At 33.8% G+C, this 26252-nt stretch carries 21 protein-coding genes; 16 read left to right on the forward strand and 5 right to left on the reverse strand.

What is annotated here, in order from left to right; translation table 11 throughout:
• On the forward strand, window positions 1-739 hold a 739-nt coding region (locus X927_RS03160; RefSeq protein WP_146026569.1), incomplete at its 5' end, for a transposase.
• Window positions 740-962: 223 nt separating this feature from the next.
• Here the strand turns inward: X927_RS03160 and X927_RS03165 are convergent.
• From X927_RS03165 to X927_RS03180, 4 genes are read right to left on the reverse strand one after another with little or no spacing between them, the layout of a single operon-like run.
• On the reverse strand, window positions 963-1397 hold the full coding sequence (locus tag X927_RS03165; protein WP_245855462.1) for an oligopeptide/dipeptide ABC transporter ATP-binding protein: 435 nt from the start codon (window positions 1395-1397) through the stop codon (window positions 963-965).
• A gap of 17 nt (window positions 1398-1414) precedes the next feature.
• Entirely contained in the window at window positions 1415-2245 is an 831-nt protein-coding gene (locus X927_RS03170) for an ABC transporter permease (protein WP_103076661.1), read from the reverse strand.
• Window positions 2246-2258: 13 nt separating this feature from the next.
• The gene (locus X927_RS03175; RefSeq protein WP_103076662.1) at window positions 2259-3212 is read right to left on the reverse strand and encodes an ABC transporter permease; all 954 of its coding nucleotides are present in this window, start codon (window positions 3210-3212) and stop codon (window positions 2259-2261) included.
• 20 nt (window positions 3213-3232) lie between these two features.
• Window positions 3233-4735: an ABC transporter substrate-binding protein gene (locus X927_RS03180; RefSeq protein WP_103076663.1), complete on the reverse strand. Its 1503-nt coding sequence runs from the start codon at window positions 4733-4735 to the stop codon at window positions 3233-3235.
• 575 nt (window positions 4736-5310) lie between these two features.
• Here X927_RS03180 and murQ point away from each other — a divergent pair.
• The gene (gene murQ / locus X927_RS03185) at window positions 5311-6207 is read left to right on the forward strand and encodes an N-acetylmuramic acid 6-phosphate etherase (protein ID WP_103076664.1); all 897 of its coding nucleotides are present in this window, start codon (window positions 5311-5313) and stop codon (window positions 6205-6207) included.
• A 48-nt stretch (window positions 6208-6255) separates the two neighbouring features.
• Here the strand turns inward: murQ and polX are convergent, their stop codons facing one another.
• Window positions 6256-7968: a DNA polymerase/3'-5' exonuclease PolX gene (polX, locus tag X927_RS03190; protein WP_103076665.1), complete on the reverse strand. Its 1713-nt coding sequence runs from the start codon at window positions 7966-7968 to the stop codon at window positions 6256-6258.
• 299 nt (window positions 7969-8267) lie between these two features.
• On the opposite strand from polX, the gene X927_RS03195 reads away from it, so the two are divergent.
• From X927_RS03195 to X927_RS03260, 14 genes are all read left to right on the forward strand, one after another.
• Entirely contained in the window at window positions 8268-9374 is a 1107-nt protein-coding gene (locus X927_RS03195) for an ROK family transcriptional regulator (protein WP_103076666.1), read from the forward strand.
• Between the two features lie 116 nt (window positions 9375-9490).
• Complete coding sequence (locus tag X927_RS03200; protein ID WP_103076667.1) at window positions 9491-10921, forward strand: glycoside hydrolase family 3 N-terminal domain-containing protein; 1431 nt, start codon at window positions 9491-9493, stop codon at window positions 10919-10921.
• 97 nt (window positions 10922-11018) lie between these two features.
• Entirely contained in the window at window positions 11019-12224 is a 1206-nt protein-coding gene (locus tag X927_RS03205) for an extracellular solute-binding protein (RefSeq protein WP_103076668.1), read from the forward strand.
• Window positions 12225-12311: 87 nt separating this feature from the next.
• On the forward strand, window positions 12312-13193 hold the full coding sequence (locus tag X927_RS03210; RefSeq protein ID WP_103076678.1) for an ABC transporter permease subunit: 882 nt from the start codon (window positions 12312-12314) through the stop codon (window positions 13191-13193).
• Window positions 13193-14452 carry a carbohydrate ABC transporter permease gene (locus X927_RS03215; RefSeq protein WP_211287803.1) on the forward strand — a complete coding sequence of 420 codons (1260 nt, stop codon included), beginning with the start codon at window positions 13193-13195 and terminating at the stop codon, window positions 14450-14452. The genes X927_RS03210 and X927_RS03215 overlap by 1 nt, the downstream gene beginning before the upstream one ends.
• Before the next feature lie 4 nt (window positions 14453-14456).
• Window positions 14457-14936: a GNAT family N-acetyltransferase gene (locus tag X927_RS03220; RefSeq protein ID WP_103076669.1), complete on the forward strand. Its 480-nt coding sequence runs from the start codon at window positions 14457-14459 to the stop codon at window positions 14934-14936.
• A gap of 276 nt (window positions 14937-15212) precedes the next feature.
• Window positions 15213-16943, forward strand: coding sequence for an ABC transporter substrate-binding protein (locus X927_RS03225; RefSeq protein ID WP_103076670.1), 1731 nt, complete (start codon window positions 15213-15215; stop codon window positions 16941-16943).
• Window positions 16944-17038: 95 nt separating this feature from the next.
• Complete coding sequence (locus X927_RS03230) at window positions 17039-18049, forward strand: ABC transporter permease (protein WP_103076671.1); 1011 nt, start codon at window positions 17039-17041, stop codon at window positions 18047-18049.
• A gap of 1 nt (window position 18050) precedes the next feature.
• The gene (locus X927_RS03235) at window positions 18051-18884 is read left to right on the forward strand and encodes an ABC transporter permease (RefSeq protein ID WP_103076672.1); all 834 of its coding nucleotides are present in this window, start codon (window positions 18051-18053) and stop codon (window positions 18882-18884) included.
• Window positions 18884-19909, forward strand: coding sequence for an ABC transporter ATP-binding protein (locus X927_RS03240; protein WP_103076673.1), 1026 nt, complete (start codon window positions 18884-18886; stop codon window positions 19907-19909). Before X927_RS03235 ends, X927_RS03240 begins: the two co-directional genes overlap by 1 nt.
• Window positions 19902-20708: an ABC transporter ATP-binding protein gene (locus X927_RS03245; protein ID WP_103076674.1), complete on the forward strand. Its 807-nt coding sequence runs from the start codon at window positions 19902-19904 to the stop codon at window positions 20706-20708. Before X927_RS03240 ends, X927_RS03245 begins: the two co-directional genes overlap by 8 nt.
• Before the next feature lie 101 nt (window positions 20709-20809).
• Window positions 20810-22150, forward strand: a complete 1341-nt coding sequence (locus tag X927_RS03250; RefSeq protein ID WP_103076675.1) for a GH1 family beta-glucosidase — start codon at window positions 20810-20812, stop codon at window positions 22148-22150.
• Window positions 22151-22206: 56 nt separating this feature from the next.
• Window positions 22207-24477 carry a glycoside hydrolase family 3 C-terminal domain-containing protein gene (locus tag X927_RS03255; RefSeq protein WP_103076676.1) on the forward strand — a complete coding sequence of 757 codons (2271 nt, stop codon included), beginning with the start codon at window positions 22207-22209 and terminating at the stop codon, window positions 24475-24477.
• Between the two features lie 79 nt (window positions 24478-24556).
• On the forward strand, window positions 24557-26252 hold a 1696-nt coding region (locus X927_RS03260), incomplete at its 3' end, for a methyl-accepting chemotaxis protein (protein WP_103076677.1).

Genomic DNA, 26252 nt, shown 5'->3' on the forward strand with positions numbered 1-26252 from the left:
TGTGTTTAAGATACAGGTGAATAATAGGGATAAGCCCTTTTCCGATATATATGGTGCTACATCTTGTGCTGCTTTGACTGAGTTCTACTCTTTGGATGAGATAGTTTACAAATCCATCGATGATTTAACTCAGTTCGTTATTAAAAAAAGTAAAAACAGATTCAAAGATCCCGTAAAGGTTGCAACACTTCTTAAACAAGCAGCCAAGAATTCGTACAGATTGGATAAAATGGCTTATGAACCTTTGAATATCGCTATCTCTTCTTCTTTAAACGTAATAAAAGCCTTGGAAAAGGAAATAGAAACCGTTGATAAGGCTATTGAAAAAACGGTAAAAGGGCTTAATCCCGTAGAATATCAATCACTCATCTCTGTCAACGGTATCGGTCCTGTTATCTCCTCTGGTATCATCAGTGAGATAGGTACGATAGCTTCCTTTCAATCCCATGATAAGTTGGCTAAGTTTGCAGGACTGACATGGAGAAAACGTCAATCAGGGAATTATTCCTCTGATGAGACAGAAATGACTAAAACAGGTAATCCGTATCTTCGATACTACCTTATCGAAGCTGCTAGCTCCGTTAAAAATCATATCCCTGAGTTCAAAGAGTATTATCGGAAAAAATACTACGAGGTTACCACTCATCAACACAAAAGAGCCCTCGCGCTCACGGCTCGTAAGTTGGTTCGCATGATTTTTGCATTGCTGAGCAAAAATCGAATCTATTCAAATTACTAAGTTGAATAGATACAAGTGAATCTTTTTGTGTTTTCAAGCCTATTTTGTGTTTTTCGGAAAGTATGGGCATTGTCAGTTACGCTAATTTTTAACAATTTTTTTGATTTTTACCTCTTGACATATCACCGATTAGCTTTTTTGTTAACAAAAAGTTAAATAGATTAACTAGTACACACATATGTTTATATTATACAACAAACTTAACGCTAATTACTAATTAATATTAAAATTCAGTGTTGGTAGGGGGTTTTTCGTACAAAAAACATCTCACTTTCCTGTTATCTACTTGAAAGTATGGAGGTAGCCAATTCTTGCATCTTTCCATAGCAAATTGACAACGAGGTTCAAAAGGGCATCCTTTGGGAGGATTAATTAAATCTGGTACTTCTCCAGTATTTCCCAACTTTTCTGAAGTTACTTTGTCCGGATCCGGTGCGGCTTTTCTTAACAACTTTGTGTAAGGATGTAATGGATCTAATACTACTTCATCAGCCGTTCCTTCTTCCATTATCATACCAGCATACATCACAGCTATTCTATCTGAAATGTATCTAGCAGCTGCTAAATCATGAGTTACGTGAATAATTGTAGTATCAAGATCATCTCTAATTTTCAGCATTAATTTCATTATACCTGCTCTAATGGAAACATCCAACATGGATACTTCTTCAATATTTATCTAAAAAATTTGGGATCCAGAACATCTCTTAAGCCATCTCCTAAGATATTTATACTTAAAACTATAATTGCTATGATAGCACCCGGGAGTAAAGTCAGCCAAGGTGCTGTTAAAATAAAATTCGTTCCTTGACCTACCAACCCCCCTAAGGTAGGTTCTGGAGGTGGAACACCCAAACCTAAAAAACCTAGTGAAGCTTCAGTCAAAATAGCTGTTGAAAAATTTGTTGTAAAGGTAACAATAAAAATAGAAAATATGTTAGGGAGGATTACTGTTAGCATAATCTTAAAGTCACTTTTTCCTACTATTTTTGCTGCCTTTACAAATGTTAGCTCTCTAACCGAAATGACAGATCCTCTTATAGTCCTAGCAAATATTGGTACATAAACAATTCCTATAGCCACTATTAAATTAAATGTTGTAGCTCCAAACAAAGCTACTATAAATAGAGCCAATACTAAAGAAGGAAAGGCAAAAAAAGCATCAACTACTCTAGAAATAATTTGATCTACTAATCCTCCATAATAACCAGATAGAAGGCCTAAAAAGGTACCTAAAACGGAAGAAATTATCATTGCACTTAAAGCTATTTTCATACTACTTTGTATTCCATATATGCTCCTGGAAAATACATCTCTACCGAACTGATCTGTCCCAAAAATATACGCAAAATTTGGTGATTGTAAAATGTTTTGAGAATCCATTTCAAGAGGATCATAAGGGGCAATTATTCCTGGGAAAAAAGATATAAAAATTACGATTCCTAGAATAATTATACTTATTACGTTTAGAGGGTTTTTAATAAAATTTTTTAAAAATCTTTTCATATATACATACCTCTTACTCTAAATTTACGCGTGGATCTATAATCGTATAAATAAAATCTATTAACAGATTCAGAATTACTATCACAATAACGATAAAAAGAATAATCGCCTGAATAACAGGATAATCACGTTGATTTACAGATTGTAACAGAAGCCTTCCTAATCCAGGAAGCGCGAACATGTTTTCAATAACTATAGATCCACCAAATAAATATCCTAATTGAATCCCTGTAATTGTTATTATTGGTGTTAATGCGTTTCTAAAAGCGTGTTTATATATAACTTTATTTTTGCTAAGACCTTTAGAATGTGCGACTTTCACGTAATCCTTTGAAAGTTCATCGATCATACTAGTTCGCGTGATTCTTAAAATCTGAGCTGCTATCATTAATCCGAGGGTAAATGAGGGTAGCAAAAAAATTTGAAGGTTCTTTAATGGATTCTCAATAAAAGAAACATATCCAAATATAGTAAAATTATCAAAATAGAAAGAAAATAAAACAATAAAAATGGTCCCAATCCAAAATGCGGGAGAAGATAATCCAACTAGACCGACAACTTTAATCGAATTATCTACGTAAGTATTCTTTTTTAAAGCAGAAATCATTCCCAATGGAATTCCAATAATAATACTAAATAAGATCGATAATAAAGCCAATTCCAATGTAACAGGAAGGCGTTGCACCAACAAATCTGCAACGTCCTCCCCTGTTCTTAAAGAAACACCTAGGTTTCCTGTTACCAAACTCTTTAACCAAATAAAATACTGACTTATCAAAGGTTTATCAAGCCCAAAATCTTCGTACATTTGGAGTATTTGTTCCTCAGATAAAAAATTTTGGGTACCTATGATCATATCAACTACGTCGCCAGGCACAAGTCGAACTAAAAGAAAAACTATAAGAGTTACTAAGAGAATAGTTGGTATAGAAAGTAATATTCTACGAATAAAATAGCTAAAACTCATTAAACATACTCCTCCAAAGGTTATTCTTCAATCCGGGTTTCCCTAAGGAAAATAAGACTTTCATTTGCAAGTGGCTTGAAACCTTCTACATAACTCTGACTCGCGTATAAAACATTGGGTGAATACAAAAATAAAATAGGTGCTTCTTTTACTAAAATGTTTTGCAATTGATTGTAGATTTTTATTCTTTCTACCACATTAGGCTCCTTTCTACCTTCTTCTAACAATTTGTCAACAATACTATTATTATACAAAAACACGTTTGTAGAACCATTAGAATGAAAAGTCCTGTAAAATTGCACATCTGGGTCTATAGAACCAGAATTTAAAGAAATAAAACTGTCAAAATCACTTTCTCCCCATCTGTTGAGGAAAATCCCCCATTCTACTAATTCAATATTAACTTTGACTCCTATTTTAGATAATTGAGATTGTATGACCTGAGCGATTTTATCAAAACTATATCTACTGGCGGTCATTATATTAAATTCAAAACCATTTGGATATCCAACTTCTGCTAAGATACTTTTTGCTTTTTCAGGATTGTACTCATATTCTTCAAAGTTTTCTGGAGTTATCGTCCATGGTTGAACCGTTGGATTGATAGGACCGGTAATAGTGCCTTCTCCAAAAGCGACCATATTAATAATTTCTTCCCTATCGATTGCTAAACTTAACGCAGAACGAACACGGGGATTATTAAGAGGTTCCCTTGTTGTATTAAAGCCTAATAGATAATAACTCAATGCTGGCTGTCGATAAACTTTATAATTATTACTTTGAAGTGATCTTAAAGAAAGAGGTTCTTTAATTTCTATTAAATCAACATCTCCATTTCTCAAAGCAGTTACCCTTGATATTTCTTCCGGCATAATTCTAAAAATTATTTTATCTAAATAAGGTTGATTAGGAATAAAATAGTTAGAATTTTTTTCCAAGGTTATATGATCTCCCGGAACATATTCTGACATGAAAAATGGTCCTGTTCCATTAGTTTTTAATTGCAAATTATTGCCGGTTTCAACAAATTCTTTTGAAACTATTGCACTATTGGTACTTGCAAAATTAATAAGCAAAGTATTAGCCATAGGAACTTTTAATTTAAATTGTATTCTTTTTGAATCTAAAACTTCAATACTTTCGACTTCTGAATAATATGCAGCAGCAGGAGAACCAACCTCTTCATCCATAATCCTCTCAAACGTATAAAGTACGTCTTCTATCGTTAATTTTTCACCATTGTGAAAGTACACATTATCTCTTATAGTAAAAATTATCGTATTAGGGTCTGGTACTTCATATTTTTCTGCAATATTCGGAACTAAATTCATATTTTCATCATATTTTAACAACCCATCATAAACATTTTCTAATATTCTAAAGGATGCAAATGCAGTAACTAAATTTGGATCAAATCCTACAGGTTCTGTTTCAATTCCAATTTGAAGTACACCTCCGTTTTGTTGCGAAAAACCAAATATAACCAAAGTAAGAACACTCAATACCACAAAAATCTTTTTCATTTTTGTTCCCTCCTAAAATTTTTTGGGATACTAGCTTCAGAAACACTAAAATTTTTTGTAATACCTCTTGTATTGTACTCTCTTATTTAGCTCTTTATTTCGTTTTTATTATATAGTAATTACTTTTTTAACAAACAAACAGAATTTTAGGGTTTCTAAGTTTTTTAACTGACATAATACCAAAAAGTGGTAAATATTTAGAAAGTCTCACTCTTTAAAAAATAAGAAGACTTTTTTGTATTAAAGTAATTACTTAATTGTAAGATTTTCGTCTCTTAATTATACTACTATAATTTTTCTTTTGCAAATTAGAGATAATGAGTTATAATCTTCTAATCCTTAATAATTGCCAATAATTCTGAATAATTGCTCTTAATTAAAAAAAATAAAATTGACATATTGTTATGACTTAAGATACAATATATATAATCAAAAAAGTAGGGGAAAATACAAGCTATAAAAGTATAGAATTTGCACATACGGTTTTAATGAAAATATTCAAACTTCTTTGCTTAAAACTCTAAAAGGAGAAATAGAACCAATTGGGAACTTACCAATTAAATGGAGGCAAAAATATGCTAGATAACCTGGAGACAGAAAAAAGTAACCCTAAGACTCAGAATTTGGATGATATGGACATATATGAAATACTACGAATAATTAATCAAGAGGATGCCACAATAGCGTTATCCATTGCCGAAAATTTAGAGAATATCAAAAATGTGGTTGTTAACTGTATTTCTACAATTAAGAATAAAGGAAGAATCATATATGTCGGTGCAGGAACGAGTGGCAGAGTGGCGGTTGTAGATGCGGTAGAAACAGTTCCAACTTTTGGTATAGATTCAGGAATCTTTCTCCCCTTAATCGCGGGAGGAGAAAAAGCCTTCTTTCAAGCTACAGAACATGTTGAAGATTACGAAGAAGGTGGAAAAAAAGACTTAGAAAAAAATAATGTCCGTTCGGAAGATTATGTAATAGGAATAACTGCCAGCGGGCGAACACCTTATGTTAAAGGTGCATTATCCAAGGCAAAAGAAATTGGATGTAAAACTGCTTTGATTTGTAACGTAAAAAACCCCGAATTGATGAAAATCTCAGATATTGTAGTTTCTTTGAGAACCGGCCCAGAAGTCATTGCAGGAAGTACAAGAATGAAAGCTGGCACAGCTCAAAAAATGGTTTTAAATATGATAAGCACTGTCACCATGATAAAACTTGGAAAGACTTTTAAAAACTACATGGTGGACGTTAAAATTATGAATCAAAAATTAGAAGAAAGAGCAGTAAGAATAATTTCTGAGGTAACCGGATTGGATAAAAAAACCTGTAAGGAGTACTTAATCAAAGCTGATATGAAACCCAAATTGGCAATATTGATGATTTTATCTGGAAAAGACAAAGAATTTTGTACTGAAGCTCTAAAGAAAAACGAAGTATTAAATGAAGCATTGAAAACATTAAAAAATTAAACCCATACAAAAATCCCCATATTTGGGGATTTTTTATCAAATTATATTTCATTTTCGTTTGAAAATTTCATACACTTTATCTACATCATATGTATTTATCACATCTTTCGCTTCAAGCCAACCTTTACGTGCGATGCCTATTCCATATTTTACGTCTCGTAGTCCTTCCACTCTATGAGCGTCTGGACAAATAGCAAGCTTAACTCCTTTTTCTTTTGCGTATTTAATGTATCGCCAATCTATATCTAACCTATGAGGGTTTGAGTTTATTTCAATTATTTTATTATATTCAGCACAAGCATCGATAACCCTATAAACGTCAAGATCATATCCATCCCTTGAAAGCAATAATCTACCGGTTAAATGTCCTATAATCGTTGTGTATTTGTTCTTTACAGCTTTTATAATCCTTTCAGTCATCTCTTCTTTGCTCATCTTAAAATTAGAATGTACTGAAGCAATTACAAAATCAAATTTTTTTAATAAATCTTCTTCATAGTCCAGCGAACCATCTTTCAAGATATCTGATTCTATGCCTTTCAGTATCTTTATATCCGAATATTTTTCGTTCAATCTATCAATTTCGTCGAACTGTCTTAATATATCTTCCTCATTTAAACCATGTGCATATCGAGCAGATTTACTATGATCTGTAATACCTATATACTTGTAACCTAGTTCTCTTGCACTATATACCATCTCGGTAAGAGAATTCGCTCCATCGCTGTAATTAGTATGCACATGAAAAACACCTTTGATATCTTTTTCTTCTACCAATACTGGTATTTCACCTTTCTCGGCAGCTTCAATTTCACCCATATTTTCACGAATTTCAGGTGGGATATAAGATAAATTTAATTTTCTGAATATCTCTTCTTCATCATGGCATTCGATAAGGGTATCCCCTTTAAATAACCCATATTCGTTCATCTTTATACCCATTCGTTTTGCCCTATGCCTCATGGCTGTGTTATGCTCTTTACTACCGGTGAAATGATGCAAAGCGTACGGGTACTCTTCATCCTTTACTACCCTTAAATCAGCATTAATGCCAGATTCTAAAGTTATACTTGTCTTCGTATCTCCTTTAACGATCACATCTTTTGTTTTCTCGTATTCTACAAAGCTTTCCATTAATTTTTTTGGATTATCAGTAGTTGCCAATATATCTATATCTTTTACTATTTCCTTTTTTCTTCTGATACTTCCAGCTATCTCACATCTTATAACGAGTCCTGTTTTAAGTAAATATTGTTTGAGTAGATTAGCTTCGAAATATGCCTCTGAAAATAGATGCTGGTTGCTAAACCTCTTCACAAATTTAATACCCTCTAATATTTTCTTTTGAGTCTTTTCTCCAAATCCGGGGAGCTCAACCAACCTATTTTCAAGGCAAGCATACTCAAGTTCTCCAACGGTTTTTATATCCAATTTATCGTACAAAGTTTTTATTTTTTTAGGCCCAAGGCCTGGTATTTTTAACATCTCAACGAGACCTTCGGGAATTGATTCCTTTAAATTTTCGTAATATTCAAGTCTTCCTGTAGTGATAAGTTCGGTAATCTTTTTATTGATGGCTTCGCCTATCCCTTTAACCTCTTTTAGTTTGTTATTCTTGACTAATATTTCTATATCTTTATCAAGAGTTTCTAAAGTACGTGCAGCATTATAATATGCCCTGATTTTAAAAGGGTTTTCCCCTTTTAATTCCAATAGAAGACCTATTTCGTTGAAAATATTGATAACACTTTTTTTATCCATTTTTATCACTCTTTTTTTATTCAAAAAGTTATAGTTTTTTCTATTCCTTAAACTCACTTAATATTATATCATTTTTAGAAAAACTGATGAAAAAATAAATTTTTACTATCAATTTTGAAAAACTAAGAAAAACTAAGATAATAGCAATTATATGCTCTTAATCGTTTCTAATTACTCTTAATCATGTGTAACCAAGTTTTACAAAAAAAGAAATTAGTTGTATAATTTAGTTGGTTGCATGTTGCAATCAACTAACATACTAGAACATCTTTACTATACATAAAAAGGAGCTGCAAAATATGAAAGAAAACCTTTTTTCCATAATTAAATTTTTATGGGAGAACAAAGAAGCAACCATAAAACAAATATCTAAAGCAACCAATTTAGATAAATCTACTATCTCAAGATATCTAAAAAATCTCAAGGACACCGGAATAATACAAACTGTGGGTTCTTTAAAACAAGGCCCAAAAGGTGGGAGAAAAACTCAAATTCAGTCTTTTAATTATAATATATTTAATATTTTAGGTTTAGAAATAGAGCAAAACGGAATTAATTGTGTTGTCACAAATCTGAAAGGAGATCCGATCGATAACTTTCGTATAAAAGAAAAAATAAACAAGTCAAATTTAGTAAACATGGTTCAAAAAATTATTGAAGAAAAGAAAGATTCAAATATCTGTGCCTGTGGAATCTCTCTTCCAGGAATAATTAACTCCAAAGAAGGTATTATAGTGTACTCTAAAGCTTTGGGAATAGAGAATTTCAAACTGGTATCAGAGCTATCAAAAGTTAATGATATTCCTTTTTTGATAGATAATGACTCTAATGTGGGCGCAGCATATTACAATTTAAAATTGAAAGGTTCGGCTAAAAATATTTTGTATGTTTATATATCTATTCCTTATGATATTCATGATTTTGTGGGGGTAGGGATAGGCATTATTATAAGCAATCACCTTTATCACGGCTCAAACAACTGTTCTGGGGAATACGAATTTAAACTACGTTTAATAGAAAAAAATAATGGATATGTAAATGACTACTACGACTTTCTAAATACCCATTTAGAAGATGAAATTTTCTATGAAATTAAAACTTTCCTCAGCAAATTAGCGGGAGAAATTGGATTATTAGTAGGTATTATCGATCCTGATACAGTGATTTTTGATGGAGGTATTAAGTTTTTACCAGAAATTGCTATTAAGTTTTTGGTAGAAGAAACGAGAAATAATTTATTTTTAAGTAAACAAAGAAATATCAATTTTATTACAGAGAAAAAAAACGAACCAGTAACCGCTGTTGGAGCTGCAATAAATTTTATTACCAAAATTTTTGAAAATAAACAATACTTAGCAAAAATTTTTAAAAGGCAAATTAATAATGGAGCTTTAGAAATAAAATGATTTTTAAATGAGAGAGTAAAATTCTTTCATCCTTCAGGGAAGGCTGATGAATGAAGAAGTGTTAAAACAGATTTTAAGTTTCACATTAATACATATTATACGAGGAGGAAATTATTTTGAACAAAGATGACTTAGGCAAATTTTTTCTATTAGGTTTCCCAAAAGGAATTAAAAACCATCATTTGGATTTAATTCGAAGCATAAAGCCCGCAGGAGTTATGCTTTATCCTTCAAACATGGAGAATATGAACAGTCTTCAAGTAAATATGGAAAGATTATATGAAATTATTGACGGGGGAGTCAAATTTTTCATCTCTTCGGATCATGAGGGGGGGCAATTAGAAACCGTACCAGGCATTTTTCCATCACCTGGCAATAAAGCAATGGGTTCTACTAATAACCCGAAATATGCCTATGATTACGGAGATTATTTAGGAAAAGCTCTCAAAAAAATCGGTTTTAATATGTTGTTTGCCCCTGTTTTGGATGTAATTGCTAAAAATGCAAGTCCAGTGGTCGGACTACGAGCTTACTCAAAAAATGAAGAAATAGTGTCAGCTTGTGGAAATAATTTTATTAAAGGATTGGAAAAAAACGAAATCATCGCTACTTGCAAACATTTCCCTGGTCATGGGAAGGCTGTCCAAGATTCTCATTATGAAATTCCTGTAATTACAGACATGGATGAAAAAGACATTTATCCCTTTGAAAAAGCTATAGAACTGGGCACTAAATCGATAATGACCGCTCATGTTATTTATTCAACCTATGATGAACAAAATATAGCTACTTTATCCAAAAGTATTTTAAAAGATTTCTTAAGAGATAAATTGAGGTATAAAGGAATTATTATAAGTGATGCCATAGAAATGAAAGCTATTCATGACAATTATTCTCCTAAAGAAATTGTTAATAAATTCTTTTCTGCTACTGGAGATATTCTGTTAGTTGGAGACGCTGATGCCAATTTCGAACCTTTATACAATGAGCTACAAAAATCTTTTTCTAATGGAGAAATTAAAAAAGGCCTAATGGAAGAAAGTTATAAAAGAATACTTTCTTTGCAAGAACAGTACATAAACACAACTTATGAAACAAGATTCCTAGCTCAAATTGCTGAAAAAGCGATAAATACAAATATACAAAACAAATTGGATGTTTCCAATGTAGTCTTTGTTCTTCCACAAGGGGATCCTTTATCTCCTGCAGATACAAGTAATAAAGATTACATTGAATACAAAGCTTTAGTTAAAAGCATGTTTGAAAGTTCCAAAATCATAACTTACGATGTGAAACAAGGCACAACTGATTCACCCTTAGCAAAAAGTGAAATTATTATTTCTTTCGTTGTTGATTCATTTAGATTCAAAAACCAACTAAAAATGCAAAAAAAATTAAAACTTTTTTCAAATGAAGTTATCTACATAATTTTAAGAAATGAAAATGATCTTGATAATTATAAAGAGGAAAAATACATACTGACAAATTCTACAAAACCGATATCTATATATTATGCATTAAAATCTGTTTTGAATTTGGGCAAATAATATGAAAAACCTTTATGGGAGGTGATTATTGGGGATAATTAACGATTAGTAAAGGATATTTTATAGGTTTCAAATTCTAAAAAGGAGGTATTTAAGCATGAGTAAGAAGATTTTGTTGATGGTGTTACTTGTTGGTTTGGCATTATTATCCTTTGGAAAAACAAAGATCTCAGTATGGCAATTCATGATGGACGACACTTTGTCAAAACAAGTGAAAGCACAATTCGAGGCAGCTAATCCGGATATTGAATTGGAAATTGTTCAACTCTCATGGGCAACAGGTTTTGATAGAATTGTTACTTCCATTGCTGCAGGCAGCGCACCGGATGTCATTGAGTTGGGAAACACATGGTTGGCAACTTTTGCTTCTCAGGGAGTTCTGAGACCAGTTGATGATATTGTAGGAAAAGTAAAAGATGATTATGTTGCTTGGAATTTTGTTGAATATCAAGAAAAAACATGGGGATTCCCTTGGTTATTAGCTCCCAGAGCCATGTATTATAATTTAGAATTACTCGACAAAGCAGGCTTAGATCCAGATAATCCACCAAAAACTTGGATCGAACTTTTAAATGCATCTGCAAAGATAGACGCTTTAGGACCTGATATTTATGGAGTAGGATTATGTGTAGGTGAGTTATATAGTCCGTATCAAGAATGGTTTTTACCAGCTGTTTGGGGAAATATGGGACATTTCGTTTCTCCTGATCTAAAAAAGGCAACTTTAAACAGCGATCCAGTCATCGAAACTGCTAATTATTACAGAAGTTTAAGTAACTATGCGTTGCTAGGAAAGGAATCAGAACTCGCAGAAGCTTTTGGGCAAGGGAAACTTGGATTCTTCTTTGCTGGACCTGCGTATATCAACAACACTCAAAGAGATTATCCAGAAACCATATTTGACGTGACTCTTATTCCCAAACCAAGAGATCATCATGGTTATCATGCTTCTTTTGCAGGTGGAGAAGTTTTGGGAATCTCTTCACAGTGCGAAAATGTAGAAGAAGCATGGAGTGTAATAGAGTTTCTGTTGAGCGAAGAAGTAGCTATGCAGATAACTCGAACCACGGGGGAAGTGTTCCCAACAAAAGTAGGGATAGAAAAGGACCCATGGTTCGAAAGTCATCCGCTACATGCCACGTTCCTTGAACAAAACAAATACGCCGTTCCATTTCCACCGTTAGCTGAAGCTAACAAAATCGAACAATTATTTACAAACATTGTAGAAGAAATACTACTTACAGATGCACAAATAGAAGAAATTTTACAAAAATACAACCAACAAATCCAAAATTTGCTTTAAAAATTGTCGGTTAAAATTACTTGGGACATTGGGGCAGGGGTATATCCCCTTTGCCCCTTTTTGAAACAAAAAAAGAAAAAAGGGGACGTGTTTATATTGAAATTAAAGAACAAGTATAACTTAACAACTTTTGTTTTTTTACTTCCTTGGATTATAACTTTTATAATATTTTCTGTATATCCGATAATTTTCTCTTTTGGAATAAGTTTTACAGATTATACGGGATTAAGCCCGGAAATGAATTTCGTAGGATTGAAAAACTATTTTTCTTTATTCAAAGATGAAATCTTTTTGAAAGCTATGAGGAATACTTTTATTTTTGTAATCGGTACAATTCCTTTTACTACAGTAATTTCCATTCTATTAGCTGTCCTAATAAATAGTAAAATGGTTAGATTTAAAGGATTATTTAAAGCTGGATTCTTTTTACCTTCTGTTATGTCTATGGTTGTTATCTCTACAATATGGCGATACATTTACAGTGCTGATGGAATATTAAATTACTTACTACAAACAATAGGAATAGAAAAAAATACAGGTTGGTTGGCATCACCAGATACAGCTCTATTATCTATTATGATTATGAACGTTTGGGCAGCTATTGGTTATTATACCATAATTTTTTTGGCTGGTCTACAGAGCATTCCTGAGGAGCTCTACGAATCAGCTTCTATTGACGGTGCTTCGAACACCGATAAATTTTTTAAAATAACCCTACCTCTAATAAAACCTACACTCTTTTTTGTGATTGCAATAAACACGATTAGATCTTTTCAAATTTTTACAGAAATCTTTACAATGACAGGCGGAGGCCCCTTGAATTCTACACAAACAATTGTACATTATTTATATTTGACAGGATTCAGGCAGTTCAGGATGGGATATGCTTCAGCTATGGCTTATATCTTAGTCATAATAATTTTAATTATAACATTAATTCAACAAAGAGTCCTTAGGAGTGAATATTAATGAATATCAAAAAAAATATAATTTTTTTAATTTCTTTTATGATTCTTATAATTTTTCTATTACCTTTAGTGATCATGATTTACACCTCGTTCATCCCTCAAGGAAATATGACAAATATCGTTAAAGAATTCTATCTTAATGATTTTGAAGCCGGTTATATGAGTGTTTTAAAAAGAACGATTTCTCCTTTAGGAAGTACAAACTACTCTCTGGTTAAAGAATCTCCTGAGACTTCTCAATCTTTACTCATTGAATCAAAAAGCGAGAAAAATCCTGGTATAAAAATGATAGGAAGTACTAGGGATCTGAGAAAAATGGATAATTTTAATTTCTGGATAAAATTGGACACCTCAGAAATCAACAACGGTTTTGTGATTTTTGAAGATATTAATGGAAATTCGCAAAGAATTCCTTTTCTGTATAATAATCAAGGGCAGTGGGAACAAATAGTGATTTCAAAAAAGGATTTGAACAAAGAACAAATAAATTTGAAGTACATTACGGGAATTTCTATAATATTGAAAAATGAAAAAGGAATATTAGATTTCGATTTCCTAATCGATGATATTCAAATACAGAATCAATATCCTACACTTTTGAATTATATTATTGTATGGAACGAGGAAATGTTTGGAAGGTATATGTTAAACAGTTTTATAGTTTCAGGAACAATTCTTATTTCAAACCTTTTATTTTCTTCCATGGTAGCATATGCATTTGCAAGGAGAGATTTCAAAGGGAAAAATGTGCTCTTTGCTATTGTGTTGATAACAATGATGATACCTTTCCAAGCAACAACTATTCCTATCTTTATTCTCATGAAGAATTTAAATTTATTAGATACATATTTTGCATTAATATTACCTCAACTTGTTACTCCTTTTGGAATCTTTATACTAAAACAATATATAGAACAACTTCCAATAGAGATTGAACAGGCTGCGGTAGTTGATGGAGCGGGACCTTTTACTGTTTTTTTTAAAATCATTTTACCTCTTTCAACACCAGCATTAGCAGTAATGGGAATAAATACCTTTATAACAACTTGGAATGACCTTTTTATGCCTTTAATTTTAACATCCTCCAGGGAAATGAGAACCGCGCAAGTTGGACTTGCTTTGTATCAGCAATTAACACAATTACAATGGCCTTATCTTATGTCTGCAACAACGATCGTTGGGTTACCTATTATGATAGCGTTCTTGATATTTCAAAAACAAATTATTTCTGGCATCACAGCTGGAAGCGTAAAGGGGTGAAAAGATGGCAGATATGCTTGTAAAACTTTACGATTTGAATTATGATGAGAAGGTATTTTCTGAATTAAAAGATTCAAAACTAACAGTACGGAGAGCGAAAGCACCCGAAAAATTTATCGTTTTGGATTGGATCAAAAAAGAATTCGGTGATCATTGGGCAAGTGAATGTGATGTATCTTTTTCTAACAAACCTATCAGTTGTTTCATAGCTGTAGACGAAGATAAGAACAAAATTATTGGTTTTTCTTGTTTTGATGCTACATGCAAAAATTTTTTTGGTCCAATGGGTGTAGACAAAAACTACCGAGGAAAAGATATTGGGAAAGCCTTGCTTTTAATAGCTCTAAAGAGTATGGAAGAAAGTGGTTATGCATATGCCATAATCGGAGGAGTTGGTCCTGCTAAATTTTATGAAAAAGTAGCAAACGCTACATTGATAGAAAACTCTGATCCGGGAATCTATAAGGGCATGTTGAAAAGTTAAGAAAAACTACAAAAATCAGAGTTTTTATTAAATAAATTAAAATAATTACTCCTAATCGCTTCTCATTACCCATAATCAGATTTGCGATGTAACATGTTTCAGAGTAGTATTATATTGGGATCTGGTAAAACATGTATTTTCAATACTACGAGCACCTTCCACCTTTTTGAAATTAAGCTGGGATGTTAAAGGGAGATAGGGGAACTTAGTATTATTTTTTCTTGGAAAGGCCTTTCCTTGATAGTGTGTAACAAAAATATTGGAGGTGAAAAGAGTATGAAAAAAGTGTTTGTTGTGTTTCTTTTATTGGCAAGTTTGGTTATGGGAAGCGTATTATTCGCTCAAGTAACCCAAATCCCCAGAGAAGAAGCAGTGTATGTCGCAGGTTTTCAGTGGGGACCACCAACAACGGATAATCCGCTTGCAGGTTCGCCAATGACGTTTGTTTCTGATCCTAGACAACATATTTGGATATATGAAACACTATTCACATGGGATGCTCTCAATGGAAAGTATGTTCCTATTTTGGGAGAATCCTATAAGTGGCTTGATGAACTAAGATTAGAGGTAAAAGTGAATCCAAAAGCCTATTTCCACGATGGAGAACCTGTTACTGCAGACGATGTTGTATATTCCTACAAATTAGGGCAAAAATATCCCTTAGGTCTACAGATTTGGGAATGGTTGGAAGATGTTTACAAGGTAGATGACCATACAGTTATTTTCGAGATGAAACCAGACAATCCAAATAGATTGATGGTAGAAGACGCAATTGGAGCTACCTTCATTCTTCCAGAACATATTTGGTCTAAGGTTGAAGCAGAAAATAATTATGATTTGACCAAAATTAGACAGTTTAGAAATGAAAATCCTGTAGGCTCTGGTCCATACAAAGTATTTTATGAAAGTCCAGAAACTATAATTTTAGAAAGAGTAGATAACTATTGGGGAAACGAAGCTTTACACGGTGGAAAAAAACCCGCAGCCAAATATATAGTGCATCCTATTTTCAAAAGTAACGACGAAGGTAGTTTGGCTTTTGAAAACGGCGAAGTAGACGTTTCTCAACAATTCACGCCAAGAATATGGGAAATGTGGGAAGAGAAAGGTCTTCCTGTTGGTACATGGTATGACGAAATCCCTTATCATATGCCTGCAACGATGCCTTCGTTGTGGTTTAACGTAAACAAATATCCTCTTAGTTTGCCTGAAGTTAGAAAAGCTATTGCATATTCGGTAAATTACGCAAGAATTTCCGAACTAGCTATGTCCAATTATTCTCCTAAGGTTCAAGCTAGTCTTATTATGCCATATGGTGGAGAAGCAAAATACTTCGATGAAAACTTGGTAAAACAATACGGCTGGGAATACAATCCAGAAGAAGCTGTTAGAATATTAGAAGAAGATCTAGGAGCAACAAAAGGTAAAGATGGAATATACGTTCTGCCTGATGGAACAAGGTTAGGCCCATTTACAGTAGAATGCCCATATGGTTGGACAGACTGGAATGCTTCTTTACAAATCGTGGCACAGTCTGCAAGAGCAGTAGGTATAGACATTCAAACATCTTTCCCTGATGCACCTATAGCCTATGATAACAGACAAACAGGTAACTTCGATATGACAATGTGGGCACCTTCACAACCTGGACCTGCTCAACCTTGGTTGAGATTCCAAATAGCTCTTTATTCAAAAGGTGTTCCCGAAGTTGGACAAATTGCATACAGTAACTTTGGAAGATATAAAAACGAGTGGGCTGATCAACTCATCGATATGATTCCAAAAGTAACCGACGAAAAAGAATTAAAAAACCTCTATACAGAGTTAGATCAACTATACAGAGAAGATATACCGATGTTCCCGTTAATGTATAGACCTCAGACATTTTATGAATACAATGAAACTTACTGGACAGGTTGGGCAAACGCAGAAAATCCTTATGCACCACCGATGCCTTTGGTAGGTGCAGGGATGGAAATGTTGTGGCATTTAGAACCTGTTAAATAAAGTAATTTACCGTCAATCGATTTAGCCGAGAGTTCGTGGGGGGAAGCTATAGCCCCCATGAACTCTTTTAAATATACTTTCGAGAGGTGAAATATGTGAAAGGATTTACGAAGTATTTTTTTCAAAAACTTTTTTGGTATCTACTAGCTTTTTTCTTGGCTTTATTTTTGAATTTTTTCTTACCAAGACTCATCCCCGGAGATCCTATTTCAGTTATAGTAAGTAAAATGATGTCTGGAACCGTAGCAAGTGAGACACAAGAAAGAGTCTATCAATCTTTCATGGAAGAGTTTGGATTGGATAAACCTTTACCTATTCAGTTTTTCAACTACATAGGGAATGTTTTTAGAGGTGATTTAGGAACGTCGTTCAGTTTGTACCCTCTTTCTGTTAACGAAGTTTTGGGAAACGCTATTGTATGGACTATTTTTTTACAATTTCCGGCAATAATTGTAGGTTGGATATTAGGGAACTTACTGGGGGCCGCTGCTGCTTACAGAAAAGGGGTTTTCGACAAAACTATTTTTCCAGTAGCATTATTCGTTAATTCTATCCCTTATTATGCTTTGGCAATCATATTACTATATTTTTTTGGAGTTTACTTGGGATGGTTCCCAATTGGCGGTGGTTACAGCAGAACATTGCTCCCTTCTTGGAGTTGGACTTTTGCAATTGATGTTTTACATCATTACTTTTTACCCTTTATTTCCATCGTTTTAGTAACAATAGGAGGACAAGCCATAGGTATGAGAGAGATGTCAATATATGAATTAAATACAGATTACGTTACCTACAGTAAGATGTTAGGTATTAAAGATAAGAAGATTCAAAGCTATGTCTTCAAAAATGCAGTTCTTCCTCAAATAACAGGGCTTGCAATAAGTTTAGGTACCATGGTAGGAGGAGCTTTGATCACAGAGATAGTCTTTGGATACCCTGGAGTGGGAACATGGCTATTCAATGGAATAAGACAACTAGATTATCCAATGATCCAAGGTTCAACACTTATAATAGCGTTGATGGTTTTAGTTGCTAATTTTATTTTGGATATGGTCTACGGACTAATAGATCCTAGAATTAAAGCTGCGCAAACGGAGGAGGGTTAATATGAATACAATAAAATTACTTTTGAAATCTCCAAAATTTTTAATAGGCTTTGGACTTTTTATGTTTTTATTCCTAACTGCCTTCATATACCCTGCTGTTTCACCAAAAGATCCATTGGAGATGGTTGGATTTATGTACGAGCCCCCTTCCTCAACTTACTTGTTGGGAACAGATAACTTTGGAAGAGACGTATTTGTAGAGCTTATTCACGGGATGAAATCTTCATTGATTATAGGATTAATTTCAGGTGTCATTGCGACAACAATAGGTATAACTATAGGCCTTTTTGCCGGGTACAAAGGAGGAACCACTGATAACATATTAAATTCAATAACTAATATATTTTTAGTTATACCTCCATTCATAATACTGATATTGATAACGGTTAGTTTAAGAAGCAGGTCCCTGTTTGTTATGGGATTAGTATTAGGAATAACCTCTTGGCCATGGACCGCTCGTGCCGTAAGGGCGCAATCACTTAGTTTAAGAAACAGGGAACATGTTGATATAGCCAGGTTAAATGGTGCTAGTACCGTAGAAATTATAATACGCGAAATAATGCCTTATATCTTATCTTATATATTCATGGCATTTATCCTCCAAGTTGCCACTGGTATTTTAAACGAAGCGGGAATAAGTATGTTGGGACTGGGTCCAAGTAATATAGTATCACTCGGTACAATGCTTTCATGGGCATTATTATTTGAGTCTGTTAGGTCAGGTGCCTGGTGGGCTTTTATACCTCCAGCTATAGTCATAGCTTTAATAACATTTTCTCTATATTTTATGAATTCGGGGATGGATGAATTATTCAATCCCAAACTTAGGAGTTGATGAGGTTGGAATCAAAAAAGGTTATTTTAGAAGTTAACAATCTTAAAACCTATTATCAAACAAGGTTAGGAGAAAAAATAAAAGCGGTTAACAGCGTTTCATTTAACCTATATGAAGGAGAAATCTTGGGAATAGCCGGTGAATCAGGTTGTGGTAAATCTACTTTAGCAATGAGTTTATCAGGCTTATTTTTATCCCCTTTGAAGTATGAAAGTGGATCAGTATTTTTAGACAATGAAAATATCATGCAAAAAAAAGAAAATGAGTTGAGAAGTAATATACTAGGGAAAAAATATTCGTATATCCCTCAAAGTGCCATGAATGCCTTGAATCCAACAATAAAAATCAAAAATTTTGTTATAGATCTACTGAAAGAACACGATCCTAATATGACAGAAAAAGAGATTTTAAATTTGGCAAAAGAACGTTTTGAATCTCTTTCTTTGCCCCCAAGAGTTTTAAACCTCTACCCTTTAGAACTTAGCGGTGGTATGAAACAAAGGGTAGTTGTCGCAATCTCCACAATAATGAACCCAGAAGTTGTAGTAGCAGATGAACCAACTTCTGCATTGGACGTTACTTCGCAAAAAATAGTAATTAAATTAATTAAAGATCTTTTTGATAAAAAAATAGTAAAAAGTATAATTTTTATAACTCACGAATTACCTATATTAAGACATATATGTGACCGTATCGCTGTAATGTACGCCGGAGAATTTGTAGAGATAGGAAATATGAAAGATGTAATCTTCGATCCTATTCATCCTTACTCACAAGCATTAATGCAGTCTATTTTGGTCCCTGAAAAAGGTATAAAAGGTAAAAAACTGCCAAGTCTTCCTGGGTCACCACCTGATTTAAGGAAAATTCCAAAAGGATGTAGGTTCGCAGATAGATGCCCTTTGGCAATTGAAGATTGTAAAAAAGAAGATGTCACTTTAACTAAAGTAGGAGAAAGATCTGTAAGATGCATTAGAATAAACCATATTTTAACACAAGGGAAGAAGGTGACACCGTATGTCTAATCACTCAAGTGAAGATATAGTAAAAGTTGAGAATTTGACCAAAATATTTGGAAGTGGAAAAAAAGCTGTAAAAGCGGTAGATAACGTCACTTTTTCTATAAAAAAAGGGGAAATCGTCTCTCTTGTTGGACAAAGTGGAAGCGGAAAAACAACGGTAACTAGACTAATACTCAGGTTGTTAAAAGAAACAAAGGGAAAAATTATTTTTGAAGGTCAGGATATAACAGGTTTAACAGGGAAAGAAAAAAAGCTTTACTGGAAAAAAGTGCAAGCAATATTTCAAGATCCCTACGCCTCGTTCAATATATTTTCCCCGGTAAAAAAAGTTTTAATAGATGCTTTCAAGTTATTTGACAACAGCTTCACGAAACAAGAAAAAATGGCAAAGGTTTACGAAGCTTTGGAATCAGTTAATCTAAGACCTGAAGAAGTAGCAGATAAATATCCTTTTGAATTAAGCGGTGGTCAAAGGCAAAGGATAATGATAGCAAGGGCTCATTTGATAAAACCAAAATTACTTTTAGCTGACGAACCAACTTCTATGATCGATGCAAACTTAAGATCGGGGATTTTGGAGTTACTGTTAGGTTTAAGGGATACGGAAGGTACAACTATCATGTTCGTAACCCACGACCTTGGGTTGGCTTACTATGTCAGTGATAGACTTTTCATCATGCATGAAGGGAAAATAGTAGAAAGGGGAGATGCTAATAAAGTAATAACGCAACCCGAACACCCATATACAAAACAATTAATGATGGATGTACCAAAACTATCGGAAGAATGGATCTTAAAATAACATAGAATGAAATGTGGGTGGGCTGCGGGGCGAAGGGGAGCTAAGGTAAGTTTTTGAGATTGTAAAAACAATAAAAACAACAACATAGGAGGAATAAAAATATGTCTGAAAAAGTTTTTCCAAAGGATTTCATGTGGGGAGCAGCTACTGCATCTTACCAAATAGAAGGTTCTCCTTTAGTAGATGGAGCTGGTTCTTCGATTTGGCATAGGTTTTCTCATACACCAGGAAATACATATAATGGAGACACTGGAGATGTTGCAGACGATCATTATAACAAGTACAAAGAAGATATTGCTTTGATGAAAGAGTTAGGATTAAAAGCGTACAGGTTTTCTATATCTTGGCCAAGAATTTTCCCATACGGTAAAGGTAAAATCAACGAAAAAGGTGTTGATTTTTACAATAGATTGGTTGATGAATTACTCAAAGCAAATATAACCCCTTTTGTTACATTGTATCATTGGGATCTACCTGCAGCTTTACAAGATCTGGGGGGTTGGACAAACAGAGACATCGCCTATTGGTACACCGATTACGCAGATTACATGTTTCAAAGATTTGGTGACAGAGTAAAAAATTGGATTACTTTAAACGAACCTTGGGTAATGGCATTTGTTGGACATTTTATGGGTGAACATGCGCCTGGAATGAAAGACCTTTACGCCTCTTTCTCAGCTGTCCACAACCAGTTGCGTGCTCATTCAAAAACAGTTAAAGCGTTCAGAGAAGAAAATATCAAAGAAGGAAAAATTGGAATTACTTTATCAAATACTTCCCATGATCCCGCTGCGGATTCACAAGAAGATATAGATGCCGCACGGTTGGCACATGAATGGTCAAATTATCCATTGTTTTTGAATCCAATATACAAGGGTGACTATCCAAAGGGGATAAAAGAACATGTCTCTGAGTTTTTACCTCATAATTACGAAAATGATTTGGAAGAAATAAAAGAAAAAATCGATTTTGTAGGCATCAATTATTACTCTGGAGATCTTGTCAAGACCGATACAAAATCATTTCTAGGTGGGAAAACCGTTGAAAGAGGCCTTCCAAAAACAGAAATGGGATGGGAGATTTACCCTGAAGGTTTCTATAAAATACTAAAAGGAGTTCAAGAAGAGTACAATCCAAAAGAAGTGTATGTAACTGAAAACGGTGCTGCTTTTGATGATAAAGTAGTCAACCAAGAGGTACACGATGAAAAAAGAATAGAGTATTTAAAGCAGCATCTTGAACAAGCATTAAGAGCGATTCAAAATGGAGTTACGCTAAAAGGATACTTCGCCTGGTCCTTATTAGACAATTTTGAATGGGCATGGGGCTATTCAAAGAGGTTTGGAATAGTGTACGTTGATTACAAAACTCAAAAAAGGATTATAAAAGATAGCGGCAAATGGTATTCACAGGTTATTAAGAATAATTCTTTTGAATTCTAATCTTGTTTTTAAAAGAATAGGCTTTTTTAATAGTAAACCAAAGGATGTGAAAAAATATGGAGAGAGACATAAAGAAGTTGATTTCTCAGATGACGCTTGAAGAAAAGGCAAGTTTATGTTCAGGCTTAGATAATTGGCACACCAAACCTATTGAAAGGTTAGGGATACCTTCAATTACGATGAGTGATGGACCTCATGGTTTAAGAAAAGAAGCTAACACCAATGACGAAGGTATGTTGAAAAGCAGCGTACCCGCCACATGTTTCCCAACAGCCGCTACAGCAGCTTGTTCATGGGATAGAAAATTAATAGAAGAAGAAGGAAAAGCCTTAGCTGAAGAATGTCAAGCTGAAGAAGTCGATATTATACTAGGTCCCGCTATTAACATTAAAAGGTCTCCATTGTGTGGAAGAAATTTTGAATACTTCTCTGAAGACCCATTCTTATCAACAGAGCTGGTTACAGCATATATAAACGCTGTACAAAGTTATGGAGTAGGAACTTCTTTGAAACATTACGTCGCAAACAATCAAGAACACAGAAGAATGAGTGTAGATGAAGTAATAGATGAAAGAACCCTAAGAGAGATTTACTTAGCAAATTTCGAAGGGGCGGTAAAAAACGGCAAGCCTTGGACGGTAATGTGTTCTTACAACAAAGTGAACGGTACGCATGCTTCTGAAAACAAATACTTATTGACAGATATACTGAAAAAAGAATGGAACTTCGAAGGATTCGTTGTATCCGATTGGGGGGCAGTAAACGAAAGGGTAGACGGATTAAAAGCAGGATTAGACTTAGAAATGCCTTCAAGTTTTGGAATAGGAGACAATAAAATCATACAAGCCGTAAAAAACGGTCAATTAGAAGAGAAGGTACTGGATGAAACTGTAGAAAGACTACTAAAAATCATTTTTAAAGCAATAGATCACAGGAAACAAAACGCAACATATGACAAAGAAGCTCACCATCAATTAGCAAGAAAGATCGCAAGAGAAAGCATGGTACTTTTGAAGAATGAAGACGATATACTTCCGATTAAAAAAGAAGGAACGATAGCCATAATTGGAGAATTTGCCACATCCCCAAGGTATCAAGGTGGTGGAAGTTCGCATGTAAACCCTATCAAAATAGATAATCTGTTAGAAGAGATAGAAAAAATAACTCAAAGAAAATCTAAAATTCTTTATGAAAAGGGATACCATCTTGACTCAGATGAAATCGATGAGGAACTTATAGAAAAGGCTAAAAGATCTGCAAAAGAATCTGACGTCGCTGTAATCATCGCAGGACTACCTGAAAGATACGAATCAGAAGGGTACGATAGAGAACATATGCAGATGCCCCAAAGCCATAACAAGTTGATTGAAGAAATCACCAAGGTTCAACCAAATACGGTGGTGGTATTAAGTAATGGTGCCCCAGTTGAAATGCCTTGGGTTGATAAAGTCAAAGGGCTACTAGAAAGTTACCTAGGAGGCCAAGCATGGGGAGGAGCTGTTGCAGATATCCTCTTTGGTGAAGTTAATCCTTCTGGGAAATTGGCAGAAACATTTCCAAAAAAACTCAGTCACAATCCTTCTTATCTAAACTTCCCAGGGGAAGATGATAGGGTTGAATACCGAGAAGGCGTATTTGTAGGGTACAGATATTATGATAAAAAACAAATAGATCCGTTATTTCCATTTGGATATGGGTTAAGTTACACCAATTTTGAATATACCGACCTAACAATAGATAAAAGGGAAATAAACGATAACGAAACGTTGAACGTTAAAGTGAAAGTTAAAAATACAGGAAATATCAGAGGCAAAGAAATAATTCAATTGTATGTAAAAGACATAGAAAGCAAAGTAAATAGGCCAGAAAAAGAACTAAAGGGATTTGAAAAAATACAACTTGAACCCGGCGAAGAAAAAACTGTAATTTTTACCTTGGATAAAATGGCTTTTGCTTACTACAACACAGAGATAAAGGATTGGTACGTAGAAAGTGGAGAGTTTGAACTATTGGTTGGAAAATCATCGAAAGATATAATATTAAAAGAAAAAGTAAAAGTCAACTCCACAAAAACAATAACTAAGAAGTTCCATAGAAATTCCACGATTGGCGACCTAATGGAAGACCCTGTTGGCTCACGAATCTTAAAAGAAATGATGCAAGATCAGGTTTCAGAAATTTTCCCTGTCGATGAACACAGAAATGAAGAGTTAGTTTTATCAATGATGAAGTATCTGCCCCTGAGAGGGCTAATAAACTTTGGAAGAGGACAATTCACCGAAGAAATGCTGGAAGAGCTTCTTAAAAAACTGAATCAACAGAGATAAAGAACTCTGGAGACGATCTCTAAGATCGTCTCTTTGCTTTGATCACTTATTTAAATAAAAAAGGGGAAGGTGATCTCTTATGAAGTCAAGATCCATTGGCAAAAGAATAATAAGTATAGTAATAATCATATTCATATTGTTCGGCCTTTCTATAATTTTCAATACCACTTCTCTTACCAAATCAAATGCTGGTTTGGAATCTTATAAAAATTTGTCAGATCAAGTTAATAATATAACAGAAGTAGAAACAGCATTTTTTGAAGCTTCTTTGAATTTTAAAGATTATTTAGATAATTACGAAAAGAATTTCGAAAACGCCTTTAGAGATAATTTATCCAAAATAGAATCATATATGAACAATTTGCTTGACACCACGGAAGAATCTACCTCTTTAGTTTATATTAATGAATCTTTAAATACATATGAATTTAATTTCAATCAAATTGTACAATTAAATTCTCAGGCTAATACTTTTCTTTCGGAATACAATAAGCTAAGCGAATTACTTATTCAACAACTAAATGATTTTAATACTTTAACTAAACAATATAGTGTTTTGGCTTTTTCACTATTATCAGAAGATCCTGTTGTAACAGTCCAAAATATCAACGAAGAAGTTAAAAAATATTTCTCTTCTAAATCTTCAAGCGATAAAAGCAATGTATTAAATATGTTCTCAACCTTTAAAGACAATTTAGCGTTTGTAGAATTTGGATTAACCAACGATGAACTTAAAAATGCTTTTTCTGAGCTAATGGAAAGTCTCAACAATTTAGAAAACACATTCAACCAAATAGTCACAACGATAGAATCCCAGGAGCCTATAATCGGGCATATGGAACAAGCAAGAGTAGAGATACTCAACCTATTAGAAGAACAAAGAAATGAATTAAAGGTCCAACAAGACACGTTAGGTCCATCACTCATAGAAGAAAACAACAGGGCTATAACCTTGACAGCCGTTTTAACCATAGTAGCTTTCGTAGTATCGATAATCATGATTATCTATCTAATAAGGAGCATAACGAAACCACTGTTGGACTTCAAAAATAAGATAAATCAATTCAAAGAAGGAGACTTAACGGTAAACTTTGAAAGTAAAAGCAAAGACGAAATAGGGCAGATGGCCAATGCTCTATCAGAAATGAGTAAAGAATTAAGAAGATCCATGGGGTCAATAAGGCAGGCATCAGACAAAGTAGAAAACGCATCAGAAAGTCTAACACAATCATCACAAGAAAGCAGAAAGAACTCAGAAGAACTCAAAAACCAGATGGACAAGATACAAACAAGTACGGAAGAAACGGCAGGAAACGTAGAAGAAGTAACCTCAGGAGTAGACGAAGTAGCAAGGGCAGCACAAGGTGTATCCCAAGACGCACAAAGATTAAGTGAAGAAGCAGATGAAACGAGTAAAGCTGCAGAAGAAGGAAGCAAAACGATAGAAAGTATAAGTCAAGCGGTGAAAGAAGCGGTAGAAAGGACAAAAGAAAGTCAAAAAGAAGTAGAAACACTCGCAAACAACGCCAAGAACGTACAAAGTATAGTAGAAACGATAAACTCGATAACGGAACAAACGAACCTGTTGGCACTAAACGCAGCGATAGAAGCTGCAAGGGCAGGAGAAGCTGGAAGAGGATTTGCAGTTGTAGCGGATGAGATAAGGAAGTTAGCTGAAGAGTCAAGGAATGCAACGGATGAAATATCAGAAATACTAACCAACATAACGCAAGGTACGAACAAAGTGAACGAATCGACGAACAAGGTAGTAGGAA

It is taken from the genome of Petrotoga mexicana DSM 14811 (assembly GCF_002895565.1).
GTDB classification, from domain to species: domain Bacteria; phylum Thermotogota; class Thermotogae; order Petrotogales; family Petrotogaceae; genus Petrotoga; species Petrotoga mexicana.

What these genes read in the sequence shown, in the direction of transcription:
- X927_RS03165 (WP_245855462.1), bottom strand. Translation starts at nt 1,397, where the DNA reads ATGTTGGATGTTTCCATTAGAGCAGGTATAATGAAATTAATGCTGAAA.
- X927_RS03170 (WP_103076661.1), bottom strand. Translation starts at nt 2,245, where the DNA reads ATGAAAAGATTTTTAAAAAATTTTATTAAAAACCCTCTAAACGTAATA.
- X927_RS03175 (WP_103076662.1), bottom strand. Translation starts at nt 3,212, where the DNA reads ATGAGTTTTAGCTATTTTATTCGTAGAATATTACTTTCTATACCAACT.
- X927_RS03180 (WP_103076663.1), bottom strand. Translation starts at nt 4,735, where the DNA reads ATGAAAAAGATTTTTGTGGTATTGAGTGTTCTTACTTTGGTTATATTT.
- murQ (WP_103076664.1), top strand. Translation starts at nt 5,311, where the DNA reads ATGCTAGATAACCTGGAGACAGAAAAAAGTAACCCTAAGACTCAGAAT.
- polX (WP_103076665.1), bottom strand. Translation starts at nt 7,968, where the DNA reads ATGGATAAAAAAAGTGTTATCAATATTTTCAACGAAATAGGTCTTCTA.
- X927_RS03195 (WP_103076666.1), top strand. Translation starts at nt 8,268, where the DNA reads ATGAAAGAAAACCTTTTTTCCATAATTAAATTTTTATGGGAGAACAAA.
- X927_RS03205 (WP_103076668.1), top strand. Translation starts at nt 11,019, where the DNA reads ATGAGTAAGAAGATTTTGTTGATGGTGTTACTTGTTGGTTTGGCATTA.
- X927_RS03215 (WP_211287803.1), top strand. Translation starts at nt 13,193, where the DNA reads ATGAATATCAAAAAAAATATAATTTTTTTAATTTCTTTTATGATTCTT.
- X927_RS03220 (WP_103076669.1), top strand. Translation starts at nt 14,457, where the DNA reads ATGGCAGATATGCTTGTAAAACTTTACGATTTGAATTATGATGAGAAG.
- X927_RS03225 (WP_103076670.1), top strand. Translation starts at nt 15,213, where the DNA reads ATGAAAAAAGTGTTTGTTGTGTTTCTTTTATTGGCAAGTTTGGTTATG.
- X927_RS03235 (WP_103076672.1), top strand. Translation starts at nt 18,051, where the DNA reads ATGAATACAATAAAATTACTTTTGAAATCTCCAAAATTTTTAATAGGC.
- X927_RS03240 (WP_103076673.1), top strand. Translation starts at nt 18,884, where the DNA reads ATGAGGTTGGAATCAAAAAAGGTTATTTTAGAAGTTAACAATCTTAAA.
- X927_RS03245 (WP_103076674.1), top strand. Translation starts at nt 19,902, where the DNA reads ATGTCTAATCACTCAAGTGAAGATATAGTAAAAGTTGAGAATTTGACC.
- X927_RS03250 (WP_103076675.1), top strand. Translation starts at nt 20,810, where the DNA reads ATGTCTGAAAAAGTTTTTCCAAAGGATTTCATGTGGGGAGCAGCTACT.
- X927_RS03255 (WP_103076676.1), top strand. Translation starts at nt 22,207, where the DNA reads ATGGAGAGAGACATAAAGAAGTTGATTTCTCAGATGACGCTTGAAGAA.